At 61.5% G+C, this 25,716-nt stretch carries 24 protein-coding genes; 16 read left to right on the top strand and 8 right to left on the bottom strand.

Features of this window, described 5'->3' with window-relative positions; translation table 11 throughout:
- The first annotated feature begins 74 nt into the window (after positions 1–74).
- Complete coding sequence (locus tag ACWHTU_RS17835; RefSeq protein ID WP_447860758.1) at positions 75–1,868, top strand: Lnb N-terminal periplasmic domain-containing protein; 1,794 nt, start codon at positions 75–77, stop codon at positions 1,866–1,868.
- 82 nt (positions 1,869–1,950) lie between these two features.
- Here ACWHTU_RS17835 and ACWHTU_RS17830 read toward each other — a convergent pair whose 3' ends face one another.
- Positions 1,951–2,943 carry a CsgG/HfaB family protein gene (locus ACWHTU_RS17830; protein WP_447860757.1) on the bottom strand — a complete coding sequence of 331 codons (993 nt, stop codon included), beginning with the start codon at positions 2,941–2,943 and terminating at the stop codon, positions 1,951–1,953.
- Positions 2,944–3,073: 130 nt separating this feature from the next.
- On the opposite strand from ACWHTU_RS17830, the gene ACWHTU_RS17825 reads away from it, so the two are divergent.
- The 3 genes from ACWHTU_RS17825 (at position 3,074) to ACWHTU_RS17815 (ending at position 5,599) form a co-directional block, all read left to right on the top strand.
- The gene (locus tag ACWHTU_RS17825) at positions 3,074–3,835 is read left to right on the top strand and encodes an alpha/beta hydrolase (protein ID WP_447860756.1); all 762 of its coding nucleotides are present in this window, start codon (positions 3,074–3,076) and stop codon (positions 3,833–3,835) included.
- 166 nt (positions 3,836–4,001) lie between these two features.
- On the top strand, positions 4,002–4,403 hold the full coding sequence (locus ACWHTU_RS17820; protein ID WP_447860755.1) for a tetratricopeptide repeat protein: 402 nt from the start codon (positions 4,002–4,004) through the stop codon (positions 4,401–4,403).
- Positions 4,404–4,666: 263 nt separating this feature from the next.
- Positions 4,667–5,599: an MlaA family lipoprotein gene (locus tag ACWHTU_RS17815; protein ID WP_447860754.1), complete on the top strand. Its 933-nt coding sequence runs from the start codon at positions 4,667–4,669 to the stop codon at positions 5,597–5,599.
- A gap of 90 nt (positions 5,600–5,689) precedes the next feature.
- Here ACWHTU_RS17815 and ACWHTU_RS17810 read toward each other — a convergent pair whose 3' ends face one another.
- Both ACWHTU_RS17810 and tdh read right to left on the bottom strand, forming a co-directional pair.
- Positions 5,690–6,880: a glycine C-acetyltransferase gene (locus ACWHTU_RS17810; protein WP_447860753.1), complete on the bottom strand. Its 1,191-nt coding sequence runs from the start codon at positions 6,878–6,880 to the stop codon at positions 5,690–5,692.
- 68 nt (positions 6,881–6,948) lie between these two features.
- Complete coding sequence (gene tdh / locus ACWHTU_RS17805) at positions 6,949–7,983, bottom strand: L-threonine 3-dehydrogenase (RefSeq protein ID WP_447860752.1); 1,035 nt, start codon at positions 7,981–7,983, stop codon at positions 6,949–6,951.
- 110 nt (positions 7,984–8,093) lie between these two features.
- On the opposite strand from tdh, the gene ACWHTU_RS17800 reads away from it, so the two are divergent.
- The 4 genes from ACWHTU_RS17800 to ACWHTU_RS17785 all read left to right on the top strand — a co-directional run bounded on the left by ACWHTU_RS17800 (position 8,094) and on the right by ACWHTU_RS17785 (position 11,740).
- The gene (locus ACWHTU_RS17800; RefSeq protein WP_447860751.1) at positions 8,094–9,083 is read left to right on the top strand and encodes a TonB family protein; all 990 of its coding nucleotides are present in this window, start codon (positions 8,094–8,096) and stop codon (positions 9,081–9,083) included.
- 46 nt (positions 9,084–9,129) lie between these two features.
- Positions 9,130–10,128 carry a zinc-dependent alcohol dehydrogenase family protein gene (locus tag ACWHTU_RS17795; protein WP_447860750.1) on the top strand — a complete coding sequence of 333 codons (999 nt, stop codon included), beginning with the start codon at positions 9,130–9,132 and terminating at the stop codon, positions 10,126–10,128.
- Positions 10,129–10,195: 67 nt separating this feature from the next.
- Entirely contained in the window at positions 10,196–10,786 is a 591-nt protein-coding gene (locus ACWHTU_RS17790) for a hypothetical protein (protein ID WP_447860749.1), read from the top strand.
- Between the two features lie 21 nt (positions 10,787–10,807).
- Positions 10,808–11,740, top strand: a complete 933-nt coding sequence (locus ACWHTU_RS17785; protein WP_447860748.1) for a formylglycine-generating enzyme family protein — start codon at positions 10,808–10,810, stop codon at positions 11,738–11,740.
- 62 nt (positions 11,741–11,802) lie between these two features.
- On the opposite strand, the gene ACWHTU_RS17780 is transcribed toward ACWHTU_RS17785, so the two are convergent.
- The gene (locus ACWHTU_RS17780) at positions 11,803–12,669 is read right to left on the bottom strand and encodes a uroporphyrinogen-III synthase (RefSeq protein WP_447860747.1); all 867 of its coding nucleotides are present in this window, start codon (positions 12,667–12,669) and stop codon (positions 11,803–11,805) included.
- A 32-nt stretch (positions 12,670–12,701) separates the two neighbouring features.
- Positions 12,702–13,568 (bottom strand): formylglycine-generating enzyme family protein, encoded by an 867-nt coding sequence (locus ACWHTU_RS17775; protein WP_447860746.1) that lies wholly within the window; start codon positions 13,566–13,568, stop codon positions 12,702–12,704.
- A gap of 361 nt (positions 13,569–13,929) precedes the next feature.
- On the opposite strand from ACWHTU_RS17775, the gene ACWHTU_RS17770 reads away from it, so the two are divergent.
- The 4 genes from ACWHTU_RS17770 to ACWHTU_RS17755 all read left to right on the top strand — a co-directional run bounded on the left by ACWHTU_RS17770 (position 13,930) and on the right by ACWHTU_RS17755 (position 18,744).
- Entirely contained in the window at positions 13,930–14,319 is a 390-nt protein-coding gene (locus tag ACWHTU_RS17770; protein WP_447860745.1) for a VOC family protein, read from the top strand.
- 62 nt (positions 14,320–14,381) lie between these two features.
- The gene (locus ACWHTU_RS17765) at positions 14,382–16,007 is read left to right on the top strand and encodes an MBL fold metallo-hydrolase (RefSeq protein ID WP_447860744.1); all 1,626 of its coding nucleotides are present in this window, start codon (positions 14,382–14,384) and stop codon (positions 16,005–16,007) included.
- A 38-nt stretch (positions 16,008–16,045) separates the two neighbouring features.
- Positions 16,046–17,653: a Gfo/Idh/MocA family oxidoreductase gene (locus ACWHTU_RS17760; protein WP_447860743.1), complete on the top strand. Its 1,608-nt coding sequence runs from the start codon at positions 16,046–16,048 to the stop codon at positions 17,651–17,653.
- Between the two features lie 59 nt (positions 17,654–17,712).
- Entirely contained in the window at positions 17,713–18,744 is a 1,032-nt protein-coding gene (locus tag ACWHTU_RS17755) for an NAD-dependent epimerase (RefSeq protein ID WP_447860742.1), read from the top strand.
- 343 nt (positions 18,745–19,087) lie between these two features.
- Here ACWHTU_RS17755 and ACWHTU_RS17750 read toward each other — a convergent pair whose 3' ends face one another.
- Complete coding sequence (locus ACWHTU_RS17750; RefSeq protein ID WP_447860741.1) at positions 19,088–19,807, bottom strand: HAD family hydrolase; 720 nt, start codon at positions 19,805–19,807, stop codon at positions 19,088–19,090.
- Positions 19,808–19,970: 163 nt separating this feature from the next.
- Between ACWHTU_RS17750 and ACWHTU_RS17745 the strand changes: the two genes are divergently transcribed.
- Positions 19,971–21,977 carry a cation:proton antiporter domain-containing protein gene (locus ACWHTU_RS17745; RefSeq protein WP_447860740.1) on the top strand — a complete coding sequence of 669 codons (2,007 nt, stop codon included), beginning with the start codon at positions 19,971–19,973 and terminating at the stop codon, positions 21,975–21,977.
- 5 nt (positions 21,978–21,982) lie between these two features.
- Here the strand turns inward: ACWHTU_RS17745 and ACWHTU_RS17740 are convergent, their stop codons facing one another.
- Positions 21,983–22,672: a S16 family serine protease gene (locus ACWHTU_RS17740; RefSeq protein WP_447860739.1), complete on the bottom strand. Its 690-nt coding sequence runs from the start codon at positions 22,670–22,672 to the stop codon at positions 21,983–21,985.
- A gap of 20 nt (positions 22,673–22,692) precedes the next feature.
- Positions 22,693–23,823, bottom strand: coding sequence for a Rieske 2Fe-2S domain-containing protein (locus ACWHTU_RS17735; RefSeq protein WP_447860738.1), 1,131 nt, complete (start codon positions 23,821–23,823; stop codon positions 22,693–22,695).
- 212 nt (positions 23,824–24,035) lie between these two features.
- Here ACWHTU_RS17735 and ACWHTU_RS17730 point away from each other — a divergent pair, with 212 nt between their 5' ends.
- The 3 genes from ACWHTU_RS17730 (at position 24,036) to ACWHTU_RS17720 (ending at position 25,700) form a co-directional block, all read left to right on the top strand.
- Positions 24,036–24,566, top strand: a complete 531-nt coding sequence (locus ACWHTU_RS17730) for a DsrE/DsrF/DrsH-like family protein (protein ID WP_447860737.1) — start codon at positions 24,036–24,038, stop codon at positions 24,564–24,566.
- Positions 24,567–24,662: 96 nt separating this feature from the next.
- Positions 24,663–24,908 carry a sulfurtransferase TusA family protein gene (locus tag ACWHTU_RS17725; protein WP_447860736.1) on the top strand — a complete coding sequence of 82 codons (246 nt, stop codon included), beginning with the start codon at positions 24,663–24,665 and terminating at the stop codon, positions 24,906–24,908.
- 438 nt (positions 24,909–25,346) lie between these two features.
- Positions 25,347–25,700: a hypothetical protein gene (locus ACWHTU_RS17720; RefSeq protein WP_447860735.1), complete on the top strand. Its 354-nt coding sequence runs from the start codon at positions 25,347–25,349 to the stop codon at positions 25,698–25,700.
- The last annotated feature ends 16 nt before the right edge of the window (positions 25,701–25,716 follow it).

Here is a 25,716-nt window from a genome sequence, read left to right as displayed (position 1 = left end):
TTGCGACTCTCGCTCTTGCGGGCGGACCGGCGGATAACCCCTATCTCGTCGAGTTGATCAATCGAGCGCGGGCCATGAAACTGGCCGACGAACGGGAGTGGCATCTCCTCCTGCACTATCGGAAGAACCTCTTCGGCGGCTATACCAGCGAACAGGACGATCCGGGCTTTTTCCTGTCGCCGAACGGGAAGGCAGACCCGCAGGCGGAATTAGAGGCTACGCTGGCCCAATTCTTCTCCGATGAGCTAGTTGGACGCTCGCGTCAGCCAGCGCAGTGCGCCTTCGTCGCCCGCTACCATTGGCTGAAAGAAAAACTGCGATTTGATCACGCGCGTCTGGCACCGATCCGATGTGACCGGTTCGAACGCTGGTTGGCCGAATTCAACGCCGAATCGATCACGCTCATCTTTCCGTCGGCCTTCATGAACAATCCGGCTTCCATGTTCGGCCATACGCTGATGCGGATCGATCAACAAGGCCAGACCGAGCAGACGCGCATCCTGGCATATACTATCAACTATGCGGCGGACGTGCCGCCGGACGCGGGATTGGCCTATCCGATCCGAGGCATCTTCGGAGGATATCGTGGCTACTTCTCGACCATTCCGTACTATCTGAAAGTGCAAGAGTACCGGGATATCGAGAATCGGGACATCTGGGAATACAAGCTCAATTTCACGCAACCGCAGATCCGCCGGCTGCTGATGCACGCGTGGGAATTGGGCAACGCCTATTTCGATTATTTCTTTTTTAAGGAAAATTGTTCATATCATCTGCTCTCCCTCCTGGAATACGCCGATCCGACCCTGCATCTCACCGACCAATTCCTCTTCTGGACGGTGCCGGCCGACACGGTGCGGCTGGTCGCGACCCAGCCCGGGCTGGTCGGCAATATCGCCTACCGCCCGTCCCGCAGCACGCTCATCAAACGGAAGCGGGAAACCCTGTCGGACACCGAACGCAGGCTCGCCACTCGACTCATTGAAGATGTGGCTCTGATTCAATCGGAGGCGTTCACCAAGCTTTCACCGAAGCGGCAGGCCTTTCTGTTGGACCTTGCTTCGGATTATTTCCGCTATAAGATCGATACGAGGGACTCCGACGCCGCGGTCTACAAAGAGCGGAATCGTGCCATTCTCACGGCGAGAAGCGGGCTGCGGATTCAGCCCGATGACCTGAAGATCATTCCCTTCGCCAAGCAACCGGAACTGGGTCACAAGACCTCGCGGGTGAGCGTCGGCGGAGGATGGCGAAACGATGACACGTTCGAAGAAGTGACGGTCCGGGCGGGTTACCACGATTTGCTTGATCCCGAAATCGGCTACACGCCGGATGCGCAAATCGAGCTCGTGTCGCTCAGTCTGCGGCACTACAATCGGGCCGAGCAGACCAGGCTGGAACGGGCCACACTGGCGAATGTGCTCTCCCTCTCGCCGATGGACGCGCTGTTCAAGGCCCCGTCGTGGAAGATTAGCGCGGGCTATCAAACTATCCGGCATCGGGAGTGCCAGTTGTGCGGCAACGGCAATGTAAGCGGCGGGATCGGCGCGGCGGTGGAAACCCAATGGCTCAACCGGGAGGTCTACTTCGCCTTCGCGGAAGCGGACGCCAACGTGAGCCACGCTTATGAGGAGCGGCACCGCGTGGGTGGAGGGGGGACGGTGGGCATGTACGGTGATCTTACGGATCGCTGGCGGGTGATGGTGACGGGCAGCTATCTGCGGTATCCACTCGGCGACAAGTCCGACGACGTCCGGTGGTTTGTCGGCCAGCGTTATACGCTCGGACAGAATCTCGCGGTCCGCCTGGAGTACACGCACCGCGATCGGGACAACGACGTGCTGTTCACGGTGCAGGGTTACTTTTAGAAGGACTCTGTGGGCGTTTGGCTGTTGTGCCTGCTCGGCAGGCCGGCACAGAAGAAGCAAGACTACCGTCGTGCCGTCGGCGTCATTGTAACATCCGTTCCACAGTGGCGCGCGGAAGCGCAACGGCACCGACGCCGATGATCTCGCCGGTTTCAACACGAACGACCTTGGAATTGACTTCAACGCCGAGCGGTCCCAGATCGGCAAAGAATGTGGTCACGACAGCGTCGACGCCCAGCAGCCTGCCTATTTTCATCGCGGAGTCCTCGTCGAAGCCGCCTGTGCGGGTTAAGGCCAGTTCTTGGGTCGCTTTGGACAACTGCGATCGTTCCACTAACGTTGCCGTGCCATCCTCATGCAATTTGGCGGTCAGCTTCTCGGTTACATAATTGCAGAACGGTTTATTCTCTTTCCCGGTGGCGTCTTGAGCAGGTAAGACGACGATACGAACAACACCACGGCCTTTCAGATTCGTTGAGAGGCGGTGCGCCAGCTCTCCAAACTTGGCGTCGATAGTCTTCTGTGCTGCCTCGGGGTTTTGAGCAGACGCCGAATCGCTTCCGCTCGCTCGGGAGGCAGGCGGGGCCTTGACGAACTTTCTCTGGCCCTCTTCGGCAGCTTGCAGCGCGGGTGAGGGAGGAGGAGGTCGATAGCCGGAGGTTTCTAGGACCCTGTCGTCCTGGCTATACACGACTTTCGTCTCTTCATCGTGACCCTGGAACAGTTCAATGAGGCTGTAGATTGGTTCTCCAAGAATTCCGATAATTGTTAGATAGGCATAACCATAGACAGCGGCTCGTCCTGGGTTCGAGGTATTGCCCATTTCGTACCGATAGGTGTCTTCGCGCTTCCCATCGCCGAGATCTTTGGTGGTAACCGGCTTGCCGAACTCCCGCTCCACGTCCTCGCGCGTGGCGCCAACCTGGAGCGTGTCGAAGTTCGGTTCCGGGTGTCCGTGAAGAGCCATCGCGATCGAACAGCCGGACAATAGAAGCGTCCAGCAAACGCCGGCCATGATCGAGGACAATGGGCGGTCAAGAGGCCCTTTCTGGGCAAGCGGCGACAAAGCGGACATAGGTTTCTTTCCTACAAACCAAAATCAGGCGAGCACTTATACGAGATCATGGCCAGATTAGGCAATCACCAAAAGGAGGGGCAGGAATCGATGATGGTCGAGCGAAGTCAATGGATCTACGACGGCACGCATGAGTCTCCTTGACAGTCTCTTCGTCTATCACCCCGATCCCTGGCAGGACCGGGATTGGGCCAGGGCTAGCGGGCTCCCGCTGGAGGATGTCTGGTTCCCGGCAGCCGATGGGACCACGCTGTTCGGCTGGTATGTCGAGTCTTCGGAGACGCCGGCGGTCTTGCTTTGGTGCCATGGCAACGCGGGCAACATCATCAACAGGCTGGACAATCTGCGGGAGCTCTACCGCCTCGGGTTGTCCGTCTTTCTGTTCGACTATCGGGGGTATGGCCGCAGCGAAGGCCGCCCTTCGGAAGAAGGGCTCTATCAGGACGGCATCGGCGCCTACGAGTATGTGACCCACGCCCGCCGTGTCAGACCCGACCGACTGATCCTTTTCGGCCGCTCTCTCGGCGCGGCCGTCGCCGGCGAAGTGGCCGCCCGAAAACCGGCCGCCGGACTGATTCTGGAATCGTGCTTTCCCTCCATCGAGGCGCTCGCCAAGTTTCATTACCTCGGCTTGCCGGTGCACTGGCTGCTTGGCGCGAAGTTCCGCCTCATCGACCGGCTGCCGCATATCTCTCTTCCACTGCTCGTGGTGCACGGTGATCGCGATGAGCTGGTGCCGCTGCAACTCGGCCGACAAGTGTTCGAAGCAGCGAGGGAACCGAAGGCGTTCTATGTCGTCCGAGGCGCCGACCACAACAATGTCCCATTCGTCGGCGGCCCCGCTTACTTCGCCCGGCTCAAGGCCTTTATCCAGAGCGTCTTAAGGAGGTGAGAGGCAGAGGATGTTGTAGGAACTTCTTGTTTTTTTAAGGGTGTCGATGCGAGAGGCTGATTGGTGGACGACCGGGCCCAGGTCCTCGAGAGCCGCGTGCTATCTTGTGTGAAGAGATTCCCGTGACATCTGGCTGATCACGTCGAGCAACAAGGAGGGACAAGACATGAAACATGTGGTGCTCTCGATCGGGGTCGCCCTCGGTTTGGCGACTGGGATTGCCGCCTGTGATTCGGGCGGTCTTCCCGGAAACCCGAAAAAAGAAGCCACAACTCCCCTTGGAGACGCCCCCATCCTGGCGGCCGCCTCGTCACCAGGGCAGGCCGACAACAACGCCGGCGTCGAACACTACAAGGAACGACGTTGGGATCTCGCAGAGCAACAGTTCCGCAAAGCCGTTCAAGCCGACGAAAGGCTGGCCGAGGCGCATTACAACCTCGGCCTGGCGCTAGACAAATTGGGCGATCATGAAGGCGCCGCGGCGGCCTTCAAGCGAGTCACAGAGTTGTCGCCCAAGAACTCGTCGTTGAGAGACTCAATCATTCTCAAAGAGCATGTCGGGCTGTAGCTCTTTTCTTCCCGTGCAGGCGACCTTCGCTCTCGCGGACGCCCCTGCGCGCGCCTTCCCGCCGTGCCGACCGCGTGCCGCGATAAGCATACGTAATTATTTGGCGCTTTCGCCGACATTCTGGTAAAGTGCGCAGGATTTTTCCTTCGGCGGCCGCTGAAGGTAGGGCACCGCCATGAGGCCGACCATGCGTCCTGATGGCGAACAGGAGTGGAAAGGAGGAATTCGTGCGGCGATGGTGCGAAGGACTGCTCCGGATATGCATGACAGTGATAGCCATCGGGTTCGGGGGCTGCGCCGACCGGTTCAACCAGCGGCTCGACTTCTCCGTGACCGCGCCATCGGCCTCTTCCGGGATCCTCCTGGATCCAGCGCCGCGGTCGGAGCAAACGAAGGAGCAACCTCTCGCGCCTGTCGTGCCCGTGATGGCTCAACGCGAGCCGATCCTCGCGCAGACCGAATCCCCGCCGCAGACAACCCAGGACGAGTTCTATGATCCTTTCGCCAAACCCGGCGAGGTCCTGTCCGAACAGGAAGAGTACGATCCTTGGGAGCCGTTCAACAGCGTCATGTTCGAGTTCAATCGCAAGGTCGACAAATATGTGGTGAAGCCGGTCGCGCAGGTCTACAACTTCATCTTGCCCGATCGGGTGCAGGTCAGCGTGAGCAACTTCTTTCATAACGTTCGGTTCGTCCCGCGGTTTGTGAACAACCTCGCGCAGGGAAAGGTTAAAGGAGCTGGTTTAGAACTGGGTCGGTTTGTCGTGAACACGACGTTAGGCGTCGCGGGATTCTTTGACGTCGCGAAGGACGGGTTCCATTGGCAGACGCCCGATGAAGATTCGGGGCAGACTCTCGGCGTCTATGGGCTCCGGCCCGGTCCGTATGTGGTGCTGCCGCTGCTTCCGCCGCTGACGGTCCGGGATGCCGTCGGGTATGTCATCGACCTCGCGCTTGACCCCATTAATTGGCTGGTCTTTCCCATAGTCGAGGTGGGAGGTGTTCCGTCGCTGGTTGCGCACAAGAACCGGACCACGTCCACCTTCGCTCAGCTCGGCACCCGCGCCGGCCAGATCGTCAACGAACGATCACTGAACCTGGAAACATTCGAAGGAGTGGAGGAAGCGACGCTCGATCTCTACACCGCCGTGCGCAATGCCTACCTACAGAAGCGGGCGAAGGCGATCCGGGAATGAAAAAGAACATCGGCGTGTGAGTTTGGTTTATTTCGTTGATCGGATTGCGAACCCAAGAGACTCGACCAACGAGACAAACCAGCACACTCGCTACGTGATGACGCCCAGTTCCCGCCCGACCGCCGCGAAGGCCTGGACGGCCCGTTCGAGCTGCGCCCGCGTATGGGCGGCCGAGATCTGCACACGAATCCGCGCTTGCCCTTTCGGTACCACCGGATAACTGAATCCCACCACATAGATCCCTTCCCGGAGCAAGCGGTCCGCCATTTGTGTCGCCAGCTTGGCCTCGCCCAGCATGATCGGGATGATGGGGTGGTCGCCGGAGATGAGGGTGAAGCCGAGCGCGGTGAGCTGCGAGCGGAAGAACGCCGTGTTCTCGCGGAGGGCGGTGCGTAGCGCCTCTCCTTGCGCCACGAGCTTCAGCGCTTGGAGCGCGGCGGCCGTGATCACCGGCGGCAGGGCGTTCGAAAAGAGATAGGGACGTGAGCGCTGTCGGAGCAATTCGATGATCTCGCTCCGTCCCGAGGTGAACCCACCCGCCGCGCCGCCCAGCGCCTTGCCCAGTGTGCTGGTGATGAGGTCGATCCGGTCCGCGACGCCGAAGTGGTCCGGGGTCCCGCGCCCGCCTTTGCCAAGCACGCCGGTCGCGTGGCTGTCATCCACGACAACGGCCGCGTCATACTGCTCTGCGAGCGCCGCGATCTCGTCGAGCTTCGCCGGATCGCCGTCCATCGAAAATACGCCGTCGGTGGCGATCAGTCGGAGCCGACAAGAGGACGCCTCCTTCAACTTCGCCTCCAGATCGTTCATGTCGGAGTGAGCGTAGCGGAACCGTTTGGCCTTGCACAAGCGGATGCCGTCGATCAGGCTGGCGTGATTCAGCGCATCGCTGATGACGGCGTCCCGCTCGTCCAGCAAGGTTTCGAACAGCCCGGTGTTGGCGTCGAAGCAGGAACTGTAGAGGATCGTATCGCCGGTTCCCAGGAAGGTGCTGATCGCCTGCTCGAGGCGTTTGTGCAGATCCTGCGTCCCGCAAATGAAGCGGACAGACGCCATTCCGTACCCGTGTTGCTTGAGCCCGTCGATTGCCGCCTGCCGAACATCGGAGTGGTTCGCCAATCCCAGATAGTTGTTCGCGCAGAGATTGATGACCTCGCCCTGCGCCACCCGGACGAGGGCGCCCTGCGGCCCCAAGATTTGCCGTTCGGCCTTGTACAGGCCCGAAGCGCGAATCTCAGCCAACTGATCGGTGACGGCTTGTTTCAGCGAGCGATAAGCCATGGATTCTTGCCGGTGGATGGCGAGTAGCGGACAGATCAATCTGTTGGCTGCCAGTTTATAGCGATTTGCTACGGATACAAAATCACTTTCCCACACTGCCCCGATTTGATCAATTCGAAGCCGCGCGCAAACTCGGTCATGGGAAAGGTATGGGTGACGGCTGGTCGAACATTGAGCCCGGCTTTGAAGAGTCCGGCCAGGCGGTACCAGGTGCCGAACAGCCGCCGTCCAGTGACACCGTACACGCGGATGCCCTTAAAGATGATCTCATTGGGGAGGTCGAAACAAACTTGCCCGGTCGGGATGCCGAACAGGGTCACCCGTCCGCCGTTTTTCACCGAACGAAACGTCTGATGCAGCGCGGTGGGATCGCCGGACATTTCCAGCGCCGTGTCCACGCCCTCGCCGCCGGTCATTTCTAGAATCGTCGCCGCGACTTGCTCCGGCGAGTCCGTCTTGACGTTGATCGTATGGTGGGCTCCAAGCTGCTTGGCCAGCCCCAACCGGTAATCGCTCACGTCGGAGGCGATGATAACGGCAGCGCCGGCGACTTTGGCGACGGCCGTGGCGAACAGCCCGGTGGGGCCGCAGCCGGTGATCAGCAGCGTCCGCCCGGTCAGGTCCTCCGCCAGGGCGGCGTCCACCGCGTTCCCCAACGGTTCTTGGATGCAGGCCAGCTCCGGCGGGATTTCGGGCGATGTTTTCCAGAGCACGCGCTCGGGCAGAGCGACATATTCGGCATAGGAGCCATCCCGGTCGACACCGAGAATGCGGTAATCCCGACAGACATGGGCTTGACCGGTCCGGCATTGGAAGCACCGTCCGCAGGTGATGTGCGACTCCGCTGCGACATAATCTCCGACGGATACCAGCGTGACGTTCGGCCCGACCTCCACGACCTCGCCGCACATCTCGTGGCCGATGATACGGGGAGGATGAATCCGGTTCCGAGCCCATTCATCCCAGTTATAGATATGCGCATCGGTCCCGCAAATGGACGTGGCTTTCACCCGGACGATCGCTTCCCCCGGACCGGGCGTCGGATCCGGCCACTGGGTCAACGTCAAACCCGGTTGCGGGGTGGCTTTGACGAGGGCCCTCATTTTTTCTTTTCCCTGCTTGTTTTGATTATACACAAGCCAAACGGATCGGGGGCCGATTAGGCGGAAAAAAGATGGTTGATCGGCGCGCCGAGTCTCGCTAGGATTCCACTATGGCGTTGTGGGCACCGCGATTTCTGTGGACCGCCGCGTTCTTGGTCGCAGTGAGTGTGCTGGCCCCTCTTGCCGGCGTCTCAGCCGCTCCGTCGCAGTCCGGCCCGTCTGCCATACCCAAACGCTGGGTGCAGTTCGATCTGATTGGCGCCGACACTGACGGGGTGGTGTCGGTGGACAAGGGCTTCGAGTTGGCGGTGGTGCTCGGCGGCGTGCCTTCGGGGAGCGATCCTGTGGTTGCGGTGTTCGACACTCCCTGGTTCAAGCGACGGGTCGTTCCAATGACGCCGGATTCACTCCCCATGACCCTCCGCGGATCGGTGGTATTGGAGCCGCATCCGCTGGGCGCGACGTCGGTTCCGCCGAAGGCCGCCAGAATTCAAGTGACTTTCGCGCGCTTTCGGAACATGAAGCTGGACCGCATCATGACCCGGATCGTCTATGTGACGCTGGGCCGGTCCGAAGCGGCGGCGCAAAGGGACGCGATGGCAACAGCGGAAGAAGAGAAAGATACAGCCGATGCGTCTCAAGATGACGCTCAGTTGGAGGTGCAGCCGGATGTGAAACCGATGGCCAATGCCTTGATTTCCGAGGAAGACCTGCTGCCGCTGCCGATGCCTGACGAGGGCAGCGCGTATTGGCAGGAAGTGAGCCGGTTGATCAGCCGCAGTTGGAGTCACCGTATGCGCCACCAGCGGCAGATTCCCGCGCAAGAGACCGTGCGGGTCCGCTTTCGGATGTACGCGAGCGGCCACGCCCAGTTGATCGAGATCGAACGAGGGTCCGGGGTGCGCGAAATCGACGAGGCCGGCATTCAGGCCATCGTCCAAGCCGAACCGTTCCCGCCGTTCCCGGAGGAGTTGGGAGCGGAGGCCGTCGATGTGCATGTCCGGATGCGAACCGGGTTGCATTCCGTGGTCAAGAACATCCATTCTCTCAAACGCCGGCGCGACGGCTCCGCGACGGTGACCCCGCAGCTCAAGCCTTGACCAGTCTACGTCGAGCATTACCGCCCACGAAGCCATCCAGCGAATCATGAGAGCCATGGTGTTGGAGAAACCCGGCGAAGTGGCGACCGAGCCGCTCGCCCTGCGCGACGTGCCTGCTCCGGAGGTGGGCAGAGGCCAGGTGCGCATCCGGGTCCGCGTGTGCGGTGTCTGCCGAACCGACTTGCACATCGTGGAGGGAGAACTGCCTCCGGGTAAGCGGCCGGTGATTCCCGGTCATCAGGTTGTCGGGATCGTGGATCAGGTGGGCAAGGATGTCGCCGGCGTGAAGGAGGGCGACCGTGTTGGCATCGCCTGGCTTCAAGAGACCTGTGGCCGGTGCGAGTTCTGCGCAAACGGGCGGGAGAACCTCTGCGTCGCGGCGAAATTCACCGGGTATCACGTGGACGGCGGCTATGCCGAATGGGCGGTCGTGCCTGTCCGCTTTGCCTATCCTGTCCCGTCGATTTTTAGCGACGACGAAACGGCGCCGCTGCTTTGCGCCGGCATCATCGGCTATCGGGCACTGCGGCTCAGCGGCGTGAAGCCGGGACAACGGCTGGGGCTTTACGGGTTCGGCGCCTCGGCCCATATCGCTATCCAAGTGGCGCGCCATTGGGGCTGCTCGGTCTATGTGTGCTCCGTGAAGGAAGAACATCGCGCGCTCGCCCGCGAACTGGGCGCGGTCTGGGTTGGCGGGGCGGCCGACCCGCCGCCTGACAAATTGCACGGCGCCATCATCTTTGCGCCGGCCGGCGACCTGGTGCCGCCGGCGTTGCGGGCCTTGGAGCGGGGGGGGACTCTAGCCTTGGCAGGGATCCATATGTCGACGATTCCGCCGTTGGATTACGACACCGAGCTGTTCGGCGAGCGAGTCGTCCGCAGCGTGACGGCGAACACGAAGCAGGACGGACTGGACCTGCTGCGGGAGGCGGCGGCCATTCCAATTCGGCCCCGCACCCAGCGGTTCCGGTTGGAAGAAGCGAACCAGGCGCTCCAGGCGCTGAAGGCCGGGAGGATCAAGGGCGCCGGTGTGCTCGTGCTGTGAATCGAATCCATTGAGCATGACCCGCCGGGTCTGGAAAACGATGGCTGTCTCGTATAGGATGAGCGCCATGGTACGTACGATTCCAACCGTCTTCTTGGCTGCGTTGGGGTGGTTTCCGGTTTCCGGCGTCTGGGCGCTGGAATTCACCGCCGATCAAATCACCAAAATCGACGGTCATGTCCGCAAAGCCAATATTTACTATCGGGACGACATGTGGCGACTCGAGCACCACAACCTCAGCCCGGTCAACGTCACGATCGTCCGGAAAGACAAGCAGGTTATGTGGCTGCTGCTTTCGCGGATGAAACATTTCAAAACGGTTCCCTATGATCCCGAGCAGGCACCCAAAGTCAGTGAGCATCTCGAGGGCGAGGTGTCGCGTGAGGAGATTGGGACGGAGGTGAGAGAGGGGCATCCCACCATCCTGTATGAGGTTACCGTCAAGCAAGGCGACCGGATCGACGTCTATTATCAATGGTTTGCCACCGATATCCGCTTCCCGATGAAACTTGCGCGGAAGGACGGCAGTTGGATCGTCGAATACCAGCATGTCAAGCTCCGGTCCGTCTCGGACTTTCTCTTTCAGTTGCCGGTGAACTTTCGGCCGCTGGAAGAGTTTGACGGGCCGCAGAAAGAGAAGAACGACAAAGGGATGTAGGCGGAGGGGAGGAACACGACCGTGAGCGCACGAAAGGCGATGTCGGTAGGGGTGTTGGTTGCAGTGGCCGTGGGCGGTGCGAGCTGGGCGTTGGATGTCGCGGACGTGACGCCTGAATGGACCCCGGAAGGGAAGAAGATCGCCGTGGAGCGGGCGAAGTTGCCCGCCAGGGACGAGATGGTGCGCATCCCGGCTGGTTGGTTTCTGATGGGCAGCGACAAGAAGGTGGACAGGAACGCCTACCAGCCGGAATTCCCGCAGCGGAAAGTCTACCTGGACGCCTATGACATCGACAAATATGAAGTGACGACCGTGCAGTTTCTGAGGTTTGTCCTGGCGACGAACCGTCCGCCGCTGGTGGATTGGAAGTACGACGGCGGCAACTTTCAGGAAGCGATGGCATCCCATCCGGTGATGCACGTGTCGTGGTACGAGGCGGACGCGTACTGCCAATGGGCCGGCAAGCGCCTGCCGACCGAAGCCGAATGGGAAAAAGCGGCACGGGGCGACGACGGGCGCATCTACCCCTGGGGGAACCAGCCGGCCGGATTGTCGCGCGCGAACTTCGGCCGAACGGGATTGTCGGGGCCGGTCCGCGATCGACCGGAGCGGCTGCTGCTCTATCCACCGATCATCTCCGTGGACAAGTACGAGAATGCGGTCAGCCCGTACGGAGTGTTCCAAATGGCGGGTAACGTCGCGGAGTGGGTGGCAGACTGGTACGACCCCGCCTACTACAAGATCGCACCGGAGAAGAATCCCAAAGGACCGGAGCGCGGTACACAGAAAGCCTTTCGCGGAGGAGGATGGATCGACAGTACGCCGGCCGTTCGAGTCGCCCAGCGCAACGGAACCGATCCGAACACGAAAATGAACTGGCTCGGCTTCCGCTGCGCGCGTGACGCGAAGGAGAGCGGGGACCAGGCCGAAGCGAAGCCGCGGCAAACCGGCTAACCCGAATGGAGCGAAGCTTTTGAGCTCGGCGGACCGCTGTCACGATCTCTCATCCCTGATCTCTAAGAACTCCGACGTTTGGCATCGAGAAAAAGATGCGCCCGCTCGCTGGTCTCTTTGACCAGGGTGCCCATTTTGGGATGGGAGGGCTCCAGGTCCACGGGCAGGCCATAGCGGCGAAGGCGCTCACTGGCGGTCGGGCCGATCGAAGCCAAGACGATGCGTTGCAGCGCATGCCGAAACTGGTCCGTCGTCTTGTCCTCCTCCAGTAGTTGCATCAGATGGTCCACTTGCGCCGCGTTCGTGATCAGTACCACGTCCACCCGGCCGGCGAGGATCGCGTTCAGCGCCTGTTTGAGCGGGCTGGTATCCTCCGGCAACGCCCACCGATAGACAGGCACCCGCGTCACGCGAGCGCCGCGCTCGTCTAATGCCTTGAGCAATTCCGTGTTCGAGACGCCGTATTCCTGCACGGCGACGTGAAGGCCCTGGACCGGCTTGTGTGCGTCGATGGTCTGAAGGATGTCACGCCAAGTGTTGGGCTCCGGGACGGTCAGTTCAGGCGCCAGACCGAGGTCTTTGAGAACCGCCACTGGCTTCAGCCCCCGTGCGACGAGGCACGCGCGGGAGAGCGCCGCCGTGACGGCCTTCCGCGGATAGCGGGTCTGCAGCACGTCCACCAGCGCGCGCGTCCCCACACCGGTAAGCAGGATGACCATGTCTACCTGACCGACCAGCAGTTGCTCGCCGAACCGGAGCGCCTCCGCGTTGTTCTCCAGCGGGACCTCGCGCAACGCGGGAGCGACGAGCGGACGGCCACCATGCCGTGTGATCAACCGCGCCATCTCGGCAGCCATACGGCTCTCGAAGGCGGCGACCGTCAGTCCTTCAAAGTTTGATTTCGAGAGCCGGTGATTCAGCACGGTCATCGAATCCAGTGGTAACGCCGGGTCATCAAATCCTACTTGGCCACTGCGTCCTTAGCACATCGGAACCCGGTCGATTCGTTGCGGATCGTCGGATCGCTTTTGACCCGGGTGAAGATGCGCACGAGCGGCGTCTCGACCTGCCAGCCGGAACTGCGAAGCACCTTGTGCGTGCCGGTCTCCGGTCCTTTGGGATTCTTGGCCGGGCTCTTTTCGTAGTAGGTCGGATCGTACCAATCCGCCACCCATTCCCAGACGTTGCCCGCCATATCGTAGGCGCCATAGGGGCTCTTCCCGGCTTCGTAGCTGCCCACCGGCATGAGTGTCTTCTCGCCGATCCATTGCTGGTTGTAGTTGAGGTGCTTGGCCGTCGGTTCGACGTTGCCCCAGGGAAAGCGGCGGTCCTCCGTGCCCTTGGCGGCTTTTTCCCATTCGGCTTCGGTCGGCAGGCGCTTACCGGCCCATTGGCAGTAGGCTTCCGCATCGTACCAATCGACGTTGACGACGGGCCGGTCGGTCAAGGACTCGGAGATCGCGACACCCTGCCACAGGTTGCGGGTGGGATTCTTGGGATTTTGCGGCACGCGATGGCCGGTGGCTTTGACGAAGGCCAGGTACCGACCATTGGTGACTTCATATTTGTCGATGTAGAACGCATCCAAGTAGACCTCATGGCGAGGATACTCGTCGCGACCGCCGTCTCGGTCGCCAGCCGGCACGCCCATGGGAAAGAGCCCAGCCGGTACGAGGACCATCGGCGCGCCATCTTGGCCGATGATCTCGATCGGTAATTCCTTGGGGTCTGGCGATGAAGCGGCCAGGGTTGGGATGGCCAGGATCGCCAGGACGGCAGACAGAAATAGGACGAAAACGACGAGCGAGAGAACGGTTCGAACGTCCATAGTGCTGAACTCCTTAGTTTCGTCGCGAGAGAGTGACCGGTATCCTATCATAGGCAGTCGGGGAACGGACAGATACAGAGAATACTCAAGGCCAGGGCGAACGCGCCTGTTGGCCGGAATTTCCGTTGACGGGATGACGGCATCTCCCTACTATAACCGCCAGGAAAGCGGCGAATAGGCAAAGCGAATTACCAAAATGGAGAGCAGGGATTCGCCTGTGAGCCTGATGCTTGCGCGGCTGGCTGAAAATCGAAGCGACAAGTGGGAGCGGACGGCCTCACACTGTGCGCTGCTCGCTGCCGGCTGTTCGCTCTTGTAGCAGATGTCCATAACGATACCACCGCATCGAGGGCTGCGCCACTTGGCGTTGCGAGTGACCGACCTCAAACGATCGAAGCTGTTCTATGAGCGCCTGCTCGGCATGAAGGTCGTCTGGGAGCCGGATCCCGACAACGTTTATTTCAGCTCAGGGACCGACAATCTGGCCTTGCACCAGATTCCGCAGGCGGAGTTGGCGCAGTACCGTCCTCCGCGCGGCCAGTTGCTGGATCATTTCGGCGTCGTCCTGGACAGCCCGGAAGCGGTGGATCGAATGTTTCTGGAGGTGAACCGGGAGCTCGATGCGCTGGGCGGAACGCTGGTGAAGCCGCCCAAGCGCCACCGCGACGGGAGCTATTCATTCTATTTCGCCGATCCGGACGGGAATGTCATTCAAGCGCTGTATGAGCCGACGATCAGCAAGAAGACGTGACGCATGAGGCGTGACGCGCAAGGAGAAACTCATTCGCGCCTCACGCCCGACGCCTGACGACGATGTCGATCTGGGACAATTTGCCGCGCGATCACTATCTCGGTCTTGCGCCGTGGACGTGGGTCCAGTTGGAGAGCGCCGAGCCGCCCGGCCCGTTCCCCTTTATGGGGGGCGTGGCGCCGGAAGTCGTCGCCAGCCTGCACGAGGCGCACAGCCTCCTTTTGAGCTGCGTCGAGACAGCGATCAGCGATGTCTTTTCACACCGAGCCCCACTCGACGATCCTAGGAGATCGGTCCGCCTCGAGGACGCCTACGCCGAACTGGTGCAGTCGCGACCGCACCTGAGCCGGCACATCCACTGCGGCCGCAAGCCGGATGGCACCTTCTATTGGGAGTTTCCACTGGATCCGACTAAGTCCGCGACCGTCACCAATGCGGGACTGCGCCTCTTTCAAGCGGTCAAGCGTCAGGCGATTCCGTTGGGCTTCGAGCGTCCGATGGGCCCGGCCGTGGGCAAGCTCCTCGGATTCCTGGATGGGACACATCGGATGGAGGAAATCCGCACGGTGGTGACCTCCGCTGGGAGGGACGCCGAGCGTACGTTGACGCGATTGATGGAATTGCTGCTCCAGCACGAGTGCCTGGTCCAATCACGCCAGGCAACGGTGCAGACTCGCTGGCTGGAGGCGACGCGGGATCGGGATACGGTGCACCTCGGCCACGCCGCCCTGCTCTACCGACAACGGGAACAGTTCTTTCTCTTCGATCCTTGGCTCATGCCCTGGTTCGCCGAGGCGCCGGTGCCGTCGCTTTGGGTCTCACTTTTGCCCCGTCCGTCGGCCATCTTTCTGACGCACGACCACGACGACCACGTGGACCCGCGGACGTTGCTCCATCTGCCAAAGGACGTGCCGGTGTTCGTCCCCAGCCGGAGGAACCGGCGCAAGCTGTATTACGACTATCTCCCGCTCCTACGGGAATTGGGTTTTGCGCAGATCGTCGAACTGGCGCACGGCGAGACTTGGGCATTCGACGGCGGGGCGGTGGTGTCGGTGCCCTTTTTTGGCGAGGACCCCTGCGACCTCGAAATGCCGCGCAACTGCTACCTCATCACCGATCGCGGTCATAATACCCTGGTGCACGCGGACAGCGGGCCGACGAACTCGGGCAGATCGGCGATCAAGGAAGGCGTGATCCAGGACCTCGTCACGCGCTATGGGCCGATCGCCGCGGTCTTCGCGTCGCAGCAACAACTCCTCGAAGTCCGGACCTACGCCGCCCATGCCTGCCTCTCGCCTCCCGGCCGCTGGCTGGAGGTCGGCGAGAACGGGTATCTGACCAACGCCTATCTGGCCGAGCTGTGCGCAACCGCCCAAGCCAAGTTCTTCGTGTCCTATGCGACCGGCGGCGCCGATTGGTATCCGGATCACCTGTCATTCATGTTCAGCCAGCGCAATCCGGCCCGGACGGCTCTCCTTACCGCGCATTGGGAGCCGCCGGAAAAGTTAAAAGAACTTCTGGAACCGCAGGGCTGCGGGTATCATTACAGCCGCGCCCTGGATCTCTTTCGACCTCGGTCCGACGGCGGCCTCGACGTGCTCTCCATCGCCGACCAACTGTCCCCAATGAATCTGTATCGGCTGGACCACGGCGATCCGCCCTTCGCGCGTCAGGGCGGGAGGGCATAGCCTTCAGATCCTGTGCAGGTGCTGCCCGCGGTGAACCAATGGCCAGTGTAGAGGCTTCTCAACAGCTCTCCCTGCCTCGCGTGGCGGTGGTTGGCTCTGGCTATTGGGGCAAAAATCTCGTCCGCAATTTCCACGAGTTGGGGGTGCTCGCGGCGATCTGCGACAGCAACGAGGACACGCTGCGGCAATTCGCCGGTCAGTACCCGGGGTGCCGGACCTATCGGGCCTTCGGCGAAGTGTTGCGGGACGAGTCGATCGCCGGGGTCGCCATCGCGACGCCGGCGGAGACCCATGCCAACCTGGTGCGGGAGGCGCTGCTGGCCGGCAAGGACGTGTGCGTGGAGAAGCCTCTGTGTTTGTCCGTTCAAACCGGCGAAAGTTTGGTCGCGCTGGCCCAGGAACGCGGACGTATTCTGATGGTCGGCCATCTCTTGTGGTACCACCCGGCGGTCCTGCGGTTGAAGGAACTGGTCGAAGGCGGAGAGCTCGGACGCATCCAGTACATTTATTCGAATCGGCTCAACCTGGGAAAGATCCGGCGCGAAGAAAACATCCTGTGGTCGTTCGCGCCCCACGACATTTCGGTCATTTTGGGCTTGCTCGGCGAGATGCCCGATACGGTCCATGCGCAGGGCGGCAACTATCTCCACCAGCGGATCGCGGACGTCACGGTGAGTTTGCTGTCCTTCCCCAGCGGCGTGAAGGCGCACGTGTTCGTGTCGTGGCTGCATCCGTACAAAGAGCAGAAGCTCATCGTAGTTGGCGACCGGAAAATGGCGGTCTTCGACGACCTGGAAAAGAAAGACAAGCTGCTGCTGTACCCGCATTCCATCGAATGGAAACATCACGTGCCGGTGCCGAACAAAGCGGAAGCGCAGACCGTTGCGGTCGAGTCGGTCGAGCCGCTGCGGGCCGAGTGTCAGCACTTTCTCGACTGCATCCGCTTCCGTCGCCAACCGAGGACGGACGGGCAGGAGGGGCTCCGGGTCCTCCGCGTGCTCCAACAATGCCAGGAGGCGCTGGAGGTGCGGCCGTTTCTGTCCGCCGCCCCGTCGCCCAAGCCGATCCCGCCGGCGCGCCCCTATTTCGCCCATGAATCCGCCTTCATCGACGAGGGCGTGGAGATCGGGGAGGGCACGAGCATCTGGCACGTCTCGCACGTGCTCAAAGGGTCCCGCATCGGCAAGAACTGCAAGATCGGCCAGAACGTGGTAATCGGTCCCAACGTGGTGGTCGGCGACGGCGTCAAGATCCAAAACAACGTCTCGGTCTACGAAGGGGTCACGCTGGAGGACGGCGTCTTCTGCGGCCCCTCGATGGTGTTCACCAACGTCTTCAACCCGCGCAGCGAAATCCCTCGCATGAAGGAGCTTAAGCCGACGCTGGTCCGTCGGGGCGCGACGCTAGGCGCCAACTGCACGATCATCTGCGGCATTACCATCGGCCGTTACGCCTTCGTCGGAGCCGGAGCGGTTGTGACGAAAGATGTGCCGGACTATGCGTTGGTCGTCGGCACTCCCGCGAAGCTCACCGGCTGGATGTGCGAATGCGGCGTGAAGCTGAATGTGAGGGGCGCGAGGGCCGTCTGTCCGGCCTGCGGGAAACGCTACCGAAAAGAGCGCGACCGGATGACGCCCGCTTCGTGATTGTGGCCTGGGCGAAACGGGGTGATCCTAGATCGCGTGAGCGGGTGAAGGAGCGCACAGTGAGTCAATCGAACGCGGCTGATCCGGTGATCCTGGTGACCGGCGTAGCCGGCTTCATCGGCTACCACGTCGCGCGACGACTGCTCGAGCGCGGCGACCGGGTGGTAGGGTTGGACAACGTCAATGCGTACTACGACGTCCGGCTGAAAGAGGCGCGCTTGGCCCAGTTGTCGCCGTTCGAGCGTTTCCGGTTCGTCAAACTGGATCTGGCCGACCGCCGCGGCATGCGGGCGCTCTTCGCGGACCATCCCGTCCGCTGCGTCGTGCACTTGGCCGCCCAGGCGGGCGTCCGCTACTCACTGGTCAACCCGCACGCCTACACCGACAGCAATATCGAGGGGTTCATGAACATCCTGGAGGGATGTCGGCTCGCGCGGGTGGAGCACCTGGTGTACGCCTCCTCCAGTTCGGTGTACGGCGGGAACACGCACATGCCCTTTTCGGTGCACGACAATGTGGACCATCCGGTGTCGCTCTACGCCGCGAGCAAAAAGGCCAACGAGCTGATGGCCCATTGCTACGCGCATCTGTACAAAATTCCCTGCACGGGTTTGCGGTTTTTCACCGTGTATGGGCCATGGGGCAGGCCGGACATGGCGCTCTTCATCTTCACCAGGGCGATTCTGGAAGGCCGTCCGATCGAGGTCTTCAACTACGGCCGGATGCAGCGCGACTTCACCTACATCGACGACATCGCCGAGGGTGTGGTCCGGGCCCTCGATCGCCCGGCGCAACCCGATCCAGCCTGGTCCGGCGAGCGGCCAGACCCCGGTACCAGTTCTGCGCCCTATCGCCTCTACAACATCGGGAACCACCAGCCGGTCGATCTGCTCCGCTTCATCGAGGTGCTCGAGCAGGCGCTCGGCAAAAAAGCTGAGAAGAAGCTCCTCCCCATGCAGCCCGGCGATGTGCCTGCCACCTATGCCGATATCGACGACCTTACCCGCGACATGGGCTTCAAACCTACCACGCCGATTGAAGTCGGCATCCCGCGCTTCGTGCAGTGGTATCGGGAATTTTATAAGGTTTAAAAGAAAGCATCCCGACAGGCAACCAGGAGGGGCCGGGCTGTCCTACTTCCACTCGCACCCATTACACGCGAAGCCGAATGGCACAACGGGTTCCCGTCCGTTTGGGTCCGCCGTGGGCCTCATCACCCGTTGCACTCAGCCCGTTGCACTGAAAAGCAACGGACGCCCCGGCGACGGGTCCCTGGCTCGGCTGCGCCACTTGTCTCGCCCGGAGCTCCGCACGAACGGGACTTCGGACAATGCTCGCCGCCCGTTTTCAACGAGCCCTTCGGCTCGGCAATGGCAGACGCAAACGGCCTTGGCTTTGAGCGGAAGCAATGAGTCCGGCCATCTTCGCTCTTCATCAGCCAGGCGAAGCGCTTCCTCCGTGCTGGGCCAGTCGGTGCTCGATTCCATCCGACGTGATCCCTTCCAGGCTCGGCAGTACCAGATGGGCCTCCGTCAGTTGGTCAACCGGGTAGGTGGTGGCGAGGGCGACGACCTTCATGCCGGCGGTCAGCGCGGCGCGGATGCCGGCGCGTGAATCTTCGAGGACCAGACATTCGCCCGCCCTGATCAGCGGCGGGCGTGGCGTTAAAGCATTCAGGCGCTTCAGCGTCAGTTCATAGATCTCCGGGTCCGGCTTGCCGGTGGTTGTGTCTTCAGCCGAGACAATCACCGGGAAATCCCCCTCAATCGGCGTGCCGCGCAGCGCATAAAGGATCTGCTCGCGCCGTCCGCCGGAAGCGATGGCTAGCCGGCAGGTTTTGGCGGCCGACTTCACGAATTCCACAACGCCGGGAAACAGTTCCGGCTTATGGGTTGCGGTATAGTCCCGAAAGAGGACGGCCTTCCGTTCCATGATCGAGCGCAACCTGGCCGGATCACAGGAGCCGGTTGCCGCCGTGAGCAACGCAGTCGCACAGTTCCGTTCATCCATCCCGAGATAGGTGCCGTAATAGTCTTCTTTGGTCAGCGAGAGTCCGTGCTCGTTCAGCGCCTGCTGAAAGGTGAGAAGGTGGGGCGTCTCGTCGTCCGCGATGACGCCGTTGAAGTCGAAGATGATCGCTCTGATCCCGGTCATAGCGCGCCTCACTCTACCTCACGCGGAAACTTGCAACAAGATGCTCTTGCTTGCCCGTCCGCGCGCCGTCCTGTATGCTCCGGCCTGTTTCCGGTTTTTCAACACAAGACCGACCCGATGTCGGAGCCGGCGGCCGGCTGCGCATGACGAAAGCCCAGCGCGCATGACCGATCACACCGTTCTCAGAGAGTTGCTGCTGATCTTCGTCGTCTCGATCGGGGTGGTGTTTGTCTTTCATCAATTCCGGCTGCCATCGATCGCGGGGTTTTTGGCGGCCGGTGCGCTAATCGGCCCGCAGGGGCTGAATCTGGTGTCCGATCTGACGCAAGTCGAGGTGCTGGCCGAGATCGGAATCGTTCTGCTGCTGTTCACCATCGGTATCGAGTTTTCCTTGGCGAATCTGAAGGCCGCCCGGCATGTCCTCCTGCTGGCCGCGCCGATCCAGGTGGGCGGCGTGTTGGTCCTGGCGATGCTGGCTGGGTGGCTAGCGGAAATTCCCGCTCAGCAAAGTATTTTTTGGGGCTGTCTTTTCTCGCTCAGCAGCACGGCGATCGTGCTCAAGGCGCTCGCCGATCGAGGAGAGACCGACTCGATGCACGGGCGCATGACGGTGGGCATCCTGATCTTCCAGGACCTGGCGGTCGTGCCGATGATGCTGCTGACCCCCATCCTGGCGAGCCCCGCGGAGGATGCGGCGAAGACTGTGTTGCTTGCCCTGGCCAAATCGGCCGTGTTCGTCGGCGTCATCGTGGTGGCGGCCTGGTATCTCGTGCCCAAGCTGCTGGAGCACATCGTCAGGAGCCGCAGCCGGGAGCTCTTCCTGCTGACGATCATCGTGTTGTGCCTGGGCATCGCCTGGCTGACGTCCTTGAGCGGGCTGTCCCTGGCCCTGGGCGCCTTCATTGCGGGGCTGGTCATTTCCGAGTCGGAGTACAGCCACCAGGCGATGGCCGAAGTGCTCCCTTTTCGCGACAGCTTCAGCAGCCTGTTCTTCGTCTCGCTCGGCATCCTGTTGGATGTGCGTGCGGTGTTGGCGCATCCATGGTTGGTTATCGGAGTGATCGCGGCCGTCTTGATCGGGAAATTTCTCGCCGGTGCCGTCGCAGTGCTGGCGGCGAGTCAGCCCCCGCGTGCCGCGGTGTTGACCGGCGTCGCCTTGGCGCAGGTGGGAGAGTTCAGTTTCATCTTGGCGCAGGAGGGCGAGAAAACCGGACTGTTGGCCGGCGAACCTTACCAACTGTTCCTGGCCGTGTCCGTCCTGACCATGGTGATCACGCCGTTTTTGATTCAATGGTCGCCGCATTTGGCCAGACGGACCGAGGCGCTCCAGCGGCTGCACCATCTGCTGCCGGGGCGGACGATGGCCCATGTTGCGTTGGCCGAGGGACAACAGCTCAAAATCAGGGACCATGTGATTATCGTGGGCTACGGGCTCAACGGCCGGAACCTCGCCCGGGTGCTTGCAGAGACTGAAATCCCCTATGTCGTCCTCGATCTCGACGGCGATACTGTCAGGCGGGAATCGCGCCACGGCGTGCCCATTTTCTATGGAGACGGGACGAACCCGAACGTGCTGCGACACATGAAGATAGAAGAGGCCAAGGTGCTGGTGTTGGCGCTTTCCGATCCCTTCACCACTCGCCGGGCGGTCCAGGTGGCGCGGGCGCTGAATCCCAAGCTGCACATCGTCGTCCGGACCCGGTACCTCCGCGAACTCGACGAGCTACATCAATTGGGCGCAGACGACGTCGTGCCGGAGGAGTTCGAGACGTCGATCGAAATCTTCGCGCTGGTGCTCCGCACCTATAATATGCCGCAGGACTTCATTGTGCAGAAGGCGGAGCAGATCCGGCGCGAGGGCTATGCCTTGCTTCGGCGGAGCGAGTTGCCGGAATTGGCGCATCACTTGAGGGGCGGGACGCTTACCGACGTGGAAGTGGAGACCTGCCGAATCGATGAGGACTCGCCGGCGATCGGAAAGTCGCTGGCGGAACTGTCCATCCGGCCGCGAACCGGTGCCTCGGTGATCGCCTGGACGCGAGACGGGATCACCCAATCAAATCCGTCTGAAAAAGTGCGGCTGGAGTCCGGAGACGTGGTGGTGTTGCTCGGGTCGCGCGAACAGATCCGGCGCGCGATGAGTCTCCTGGCCGAGGCGAAGACTGAATAGCCCGGTCACGGCGGGGCTTCGGTCATCAGGGCGTACGCTTCCTGCAGAGACCCGATCTCGATCACGGTTATCTGCCGCTGTGCGGCAAGTTCCGTGAGACTCCCGTGCGGAGTTCGTATTTGGCCGCGGGGAACCAGCAGCGTGGTGAACTTCGCCCCGGCCGCGGCCTCCAGTTTGCTGGGCAGGTCATCCACCTCCAGAATCCGGCCGTCCGCTGTAATGGCGCCCGTCACCGCCACGTCCGGTCGCACCCGATCGCCGCGCCAGGCGGCCATCACGCCTACCGCGACCGCGCTGCCCGCGCTTTCCCCGTCGATCACCGTGTTGGGCGCATGGTTTTTGATGATGACCGTCCATCCGCGCGGATCCCGCCCGAGCGCGTTCGCCGCGGCGATCACAGCCAGCCGTGCAGCGGCTTTCCAATCCTCCCCGACGACCGAGCCGCCGCGAAACGACGATTCGTCGAACAAAACCCTGGGTCCATTGAGTCCGGCGTTCTGATCGACTTGGATGACAACGTAGTGAACGCCGCCGACCCCTTGGAAAGTCGGGCTCACGGCCAGCGCCGGCACGGTCGCGAAACGATGTGATGAGGCGGCGTCGGCTCCGCCCGTCGCAACCCACATTAGGCCAGCAACGGCGGCAGCGAGCAATTCGGCCCGCCATCCCAGTTGGTTTGCGGATCGCGTTATCATCGTAAAACGCAGCGCGACGGTCAGCTTCTCCACCGCAGCGTTACCGGCCCTTTGAGCGGATGATCGAGAGGCTGGCCGGTCTCCGCGGCGATCAGATAGGCCGCTTTCAATTTGTAATACCACTTGGCGGGTGTGTCGGCGTCGTCCAGCAACATGAGGGCGGGTTTGTACCGGAGGCCGACGGCTTGACGTTCCATCGCGCGCTTGTCCTGGTTCAGGAAGGCCGCGGCGAACAACCGGAACAGCGTTTTGGCGAACGGAACCCAGCGAAAACAGTTCCAGGCGGCGCAGAAGTCGATCCGGCATTCGTGTTCGGTGATGGGCGTGACGGTCGCGCGGGTGGACACCCACCACTTTCCGCACTGCACGAATTCATACCGCAGGTTGGGCAAGACGAAGTCGATCGTCGTGGTGAGGGGGCCGCTGCCGGCCAGGCCGAGCAGTTTATAGGGACCGCTGTTACGCGAGGGTGTATGCGCGACCATCCGGAACCCGCCGGGAATGGGCTCGAAGGTCTTGGCCTTTTCGTGGATGCTCTTCCGGGTCCGCCACCAGGCGCTGTGATGCACGAACGGGCCATGGGCCGGGTCCATCAGTCCGACGATGCCGTCGTCGATGGTGCAGTTCAACATGGTCGAGATATGGAGGAGAGTATGGGGCTTGGAAGGAACCGGCAGGCGCGGTACGTCGGGTCGGGGACGATTCGGATCGCGAGCATCCACCATGTAGACCCAGATGTAGCCGTCCTGCTCCTGGCACGGATAAGCCTTGACGCCGATTTTCTCTGGCTCGAGCGTTCCGTTCACGAGAGACGGAATCTGCTTGCAGCGACCGTGCAAATCGAACTGCCAACCATGGTAGGCGCACTCGACGCGGTCTCCGTCAAAGCGCCCGAACGAGAGCGGCATACCTCGGTGCGGACAGATGTCCCGGAGCGCAGCGATCCGGCCCTGCGGTGTCCGACAGAGGACGAGCGGTTGTCCGAGCAACACCTGCGCTTTCATCTTGCCGGCGCGCACTTGCGAGCTGCGGGCAGCCGGATACCAAAAACCGAAAAGCGGACCAGTGCGTGACGGCCTGAAACCGATCTCTGTCTCGTGCTCTGTCTCGGGGTTTATGGAGGAGGATCGCTGCACGTGAGATGGATCCATGTGAATGGAGGAGACACTGAAGACGGACTATAGCGGTCCGTGAGTGCATGGTCAAGCCTGGCGGCATTCGAAGCTCCGGAGCGAACCGCGGCTGGCGCAACGTTCGCGCGCGGTCGCCTTGACAAGGCGAAGAATCGGAGAATATAGTCACCTCGCGCAGTTTTCGCGTGCGTGGGATGTAATCCATCCAGAGAAAGCATTGAGGTGACGCCATGAGTATTGCGCAGATCGAACCGGCCGCCGCATTGGCGGAACTGGAACGGACGAAGCCCGACAAGGTGACAATTGTCTTGCTCAGTGGCGATATGGATCGCGCAATGGCGGCCTTCATCATCGCGACCGGTGCGGCGGCGATGGGCATGGAGGTCACCATGTTCTTCACGTTCTGGGGCCTCAACGTCATCCGCAAGGACGGTGCGACCACGACGGCGAAAGATTGGCTCCGCCGCATGTTCGGATGGCTGAACAAGGGAGGAGCGAGCCGGTTGCCGCTTTCCCGGTTTCACTTTTGGGGTTTGGGCACCAAGATGATGCACAAGGTGATGCGGGACCATCGCATGCCCGGCATCCCTGAGTTGATGCAGATGGCCCAAGATCTCGGCGTTCGCTTCATCGCTTGTACGACCACGATGGGTTTGATGGGGGTTTCGAAGGAGACCCTGATCGACGGTGTGGACCAGTTGGCGGGCGTGACCACCTATCTGGCGGAAGCGAAGCAGGGCAGCGTGAATCTGTTTATTTGACAAGCGAGACATGCGGGACTGGCGAGAAAGGCCAGAATGGAGGTATGGCTCGTTTCTCGTTTCGCGCCCATCTCGCTTGCCACGTGGAGCTTGAGCATGATGCAGGCTGATGTGAAACTCGATACCATCGGGTATTTCTGTCCGATGCCGATTATTATGACCTCGAAGAAGATCAAGGAATTATTGCCGGGTCAGGTTTTGGAAGTCCTCTCGGACGACGAGGGCATCAAGAAAGACATGCCGGCCTGGTGCCAAACGACCGGGCATGAGATGCTGGGCCTCGAAGAAGAGCAGAATCAGTCCAAGCGAATCTACAAGGCCTTTGTCAAGAAAACGAAATAGCTTGCTTGCAGAGTGAGCATCATGAAGCCGCGACTGTGGAACAAGGCACCGGCTTCCTTATCGACAAGTCGTCCACAGTATCGAAACAGGTTATCTTCAATCTTTCCCCAAGATATTGTTTGTAGCTAATTCAATCCCCCCGCATATAGTAGTTTTTCATTGACACGCAAGGAACCCTCTGGTACAACGCAGCTCGATTCTCCTTGCCGGATCGGCGACAAGCTGCCTAGCTAAGTCCTGAAAGGCCACCCGTTTGGGAGGCAGTCAAGGATGGCGAGTCGGAGTCGGCAGCAACGCACCTGCCTGTTGCTTCTTCTCAACGCGATGGTCTCGGCCGGATTTTTCCAGGTACCGCTCCCGCCCTTCCGCGGTCGACACAATCAGCCGCATCAGTCGGCAGCGTCACGGAACGGATGGACTCAACCAAGGAGGTTCCCAATGGCGACGTCTGCACCTGTCGTGGACGAACAACTCGAAAGGATTTCCAGTGAGATTGCCGCCAAACTGGATGGAGGGCGAACCGGAGCGCTTTGCGATCCGGACACCGGTCAGCAGGTGGGGATCCTCGTGAGTTCCTTCCTGGAGAACGTCGCGATCTTCGGTCACACCGGCGAGACGTTGTCGTTGGCCGATGTGCGTCGCCTGCACCGTGCGGCTGTGCAGGCCCATGCCCGGCGAGCCCTCCTGTGTGTGCCGGCCTCGACGATGATCCCCAATTCGGTTTTGCTGCTGGCGACGCTGTCGAAGATCCGCATTGTGCGCCTGCAGGACTCCGAACCGGTGTTGTGGTAAGGCGGGTCGGAAGACG

The organism is Nitrospira calida (assembly GCF_976986435.1).
This window is presented reverse-complemented; position numbering and strand designations above follow the sequence as displayed.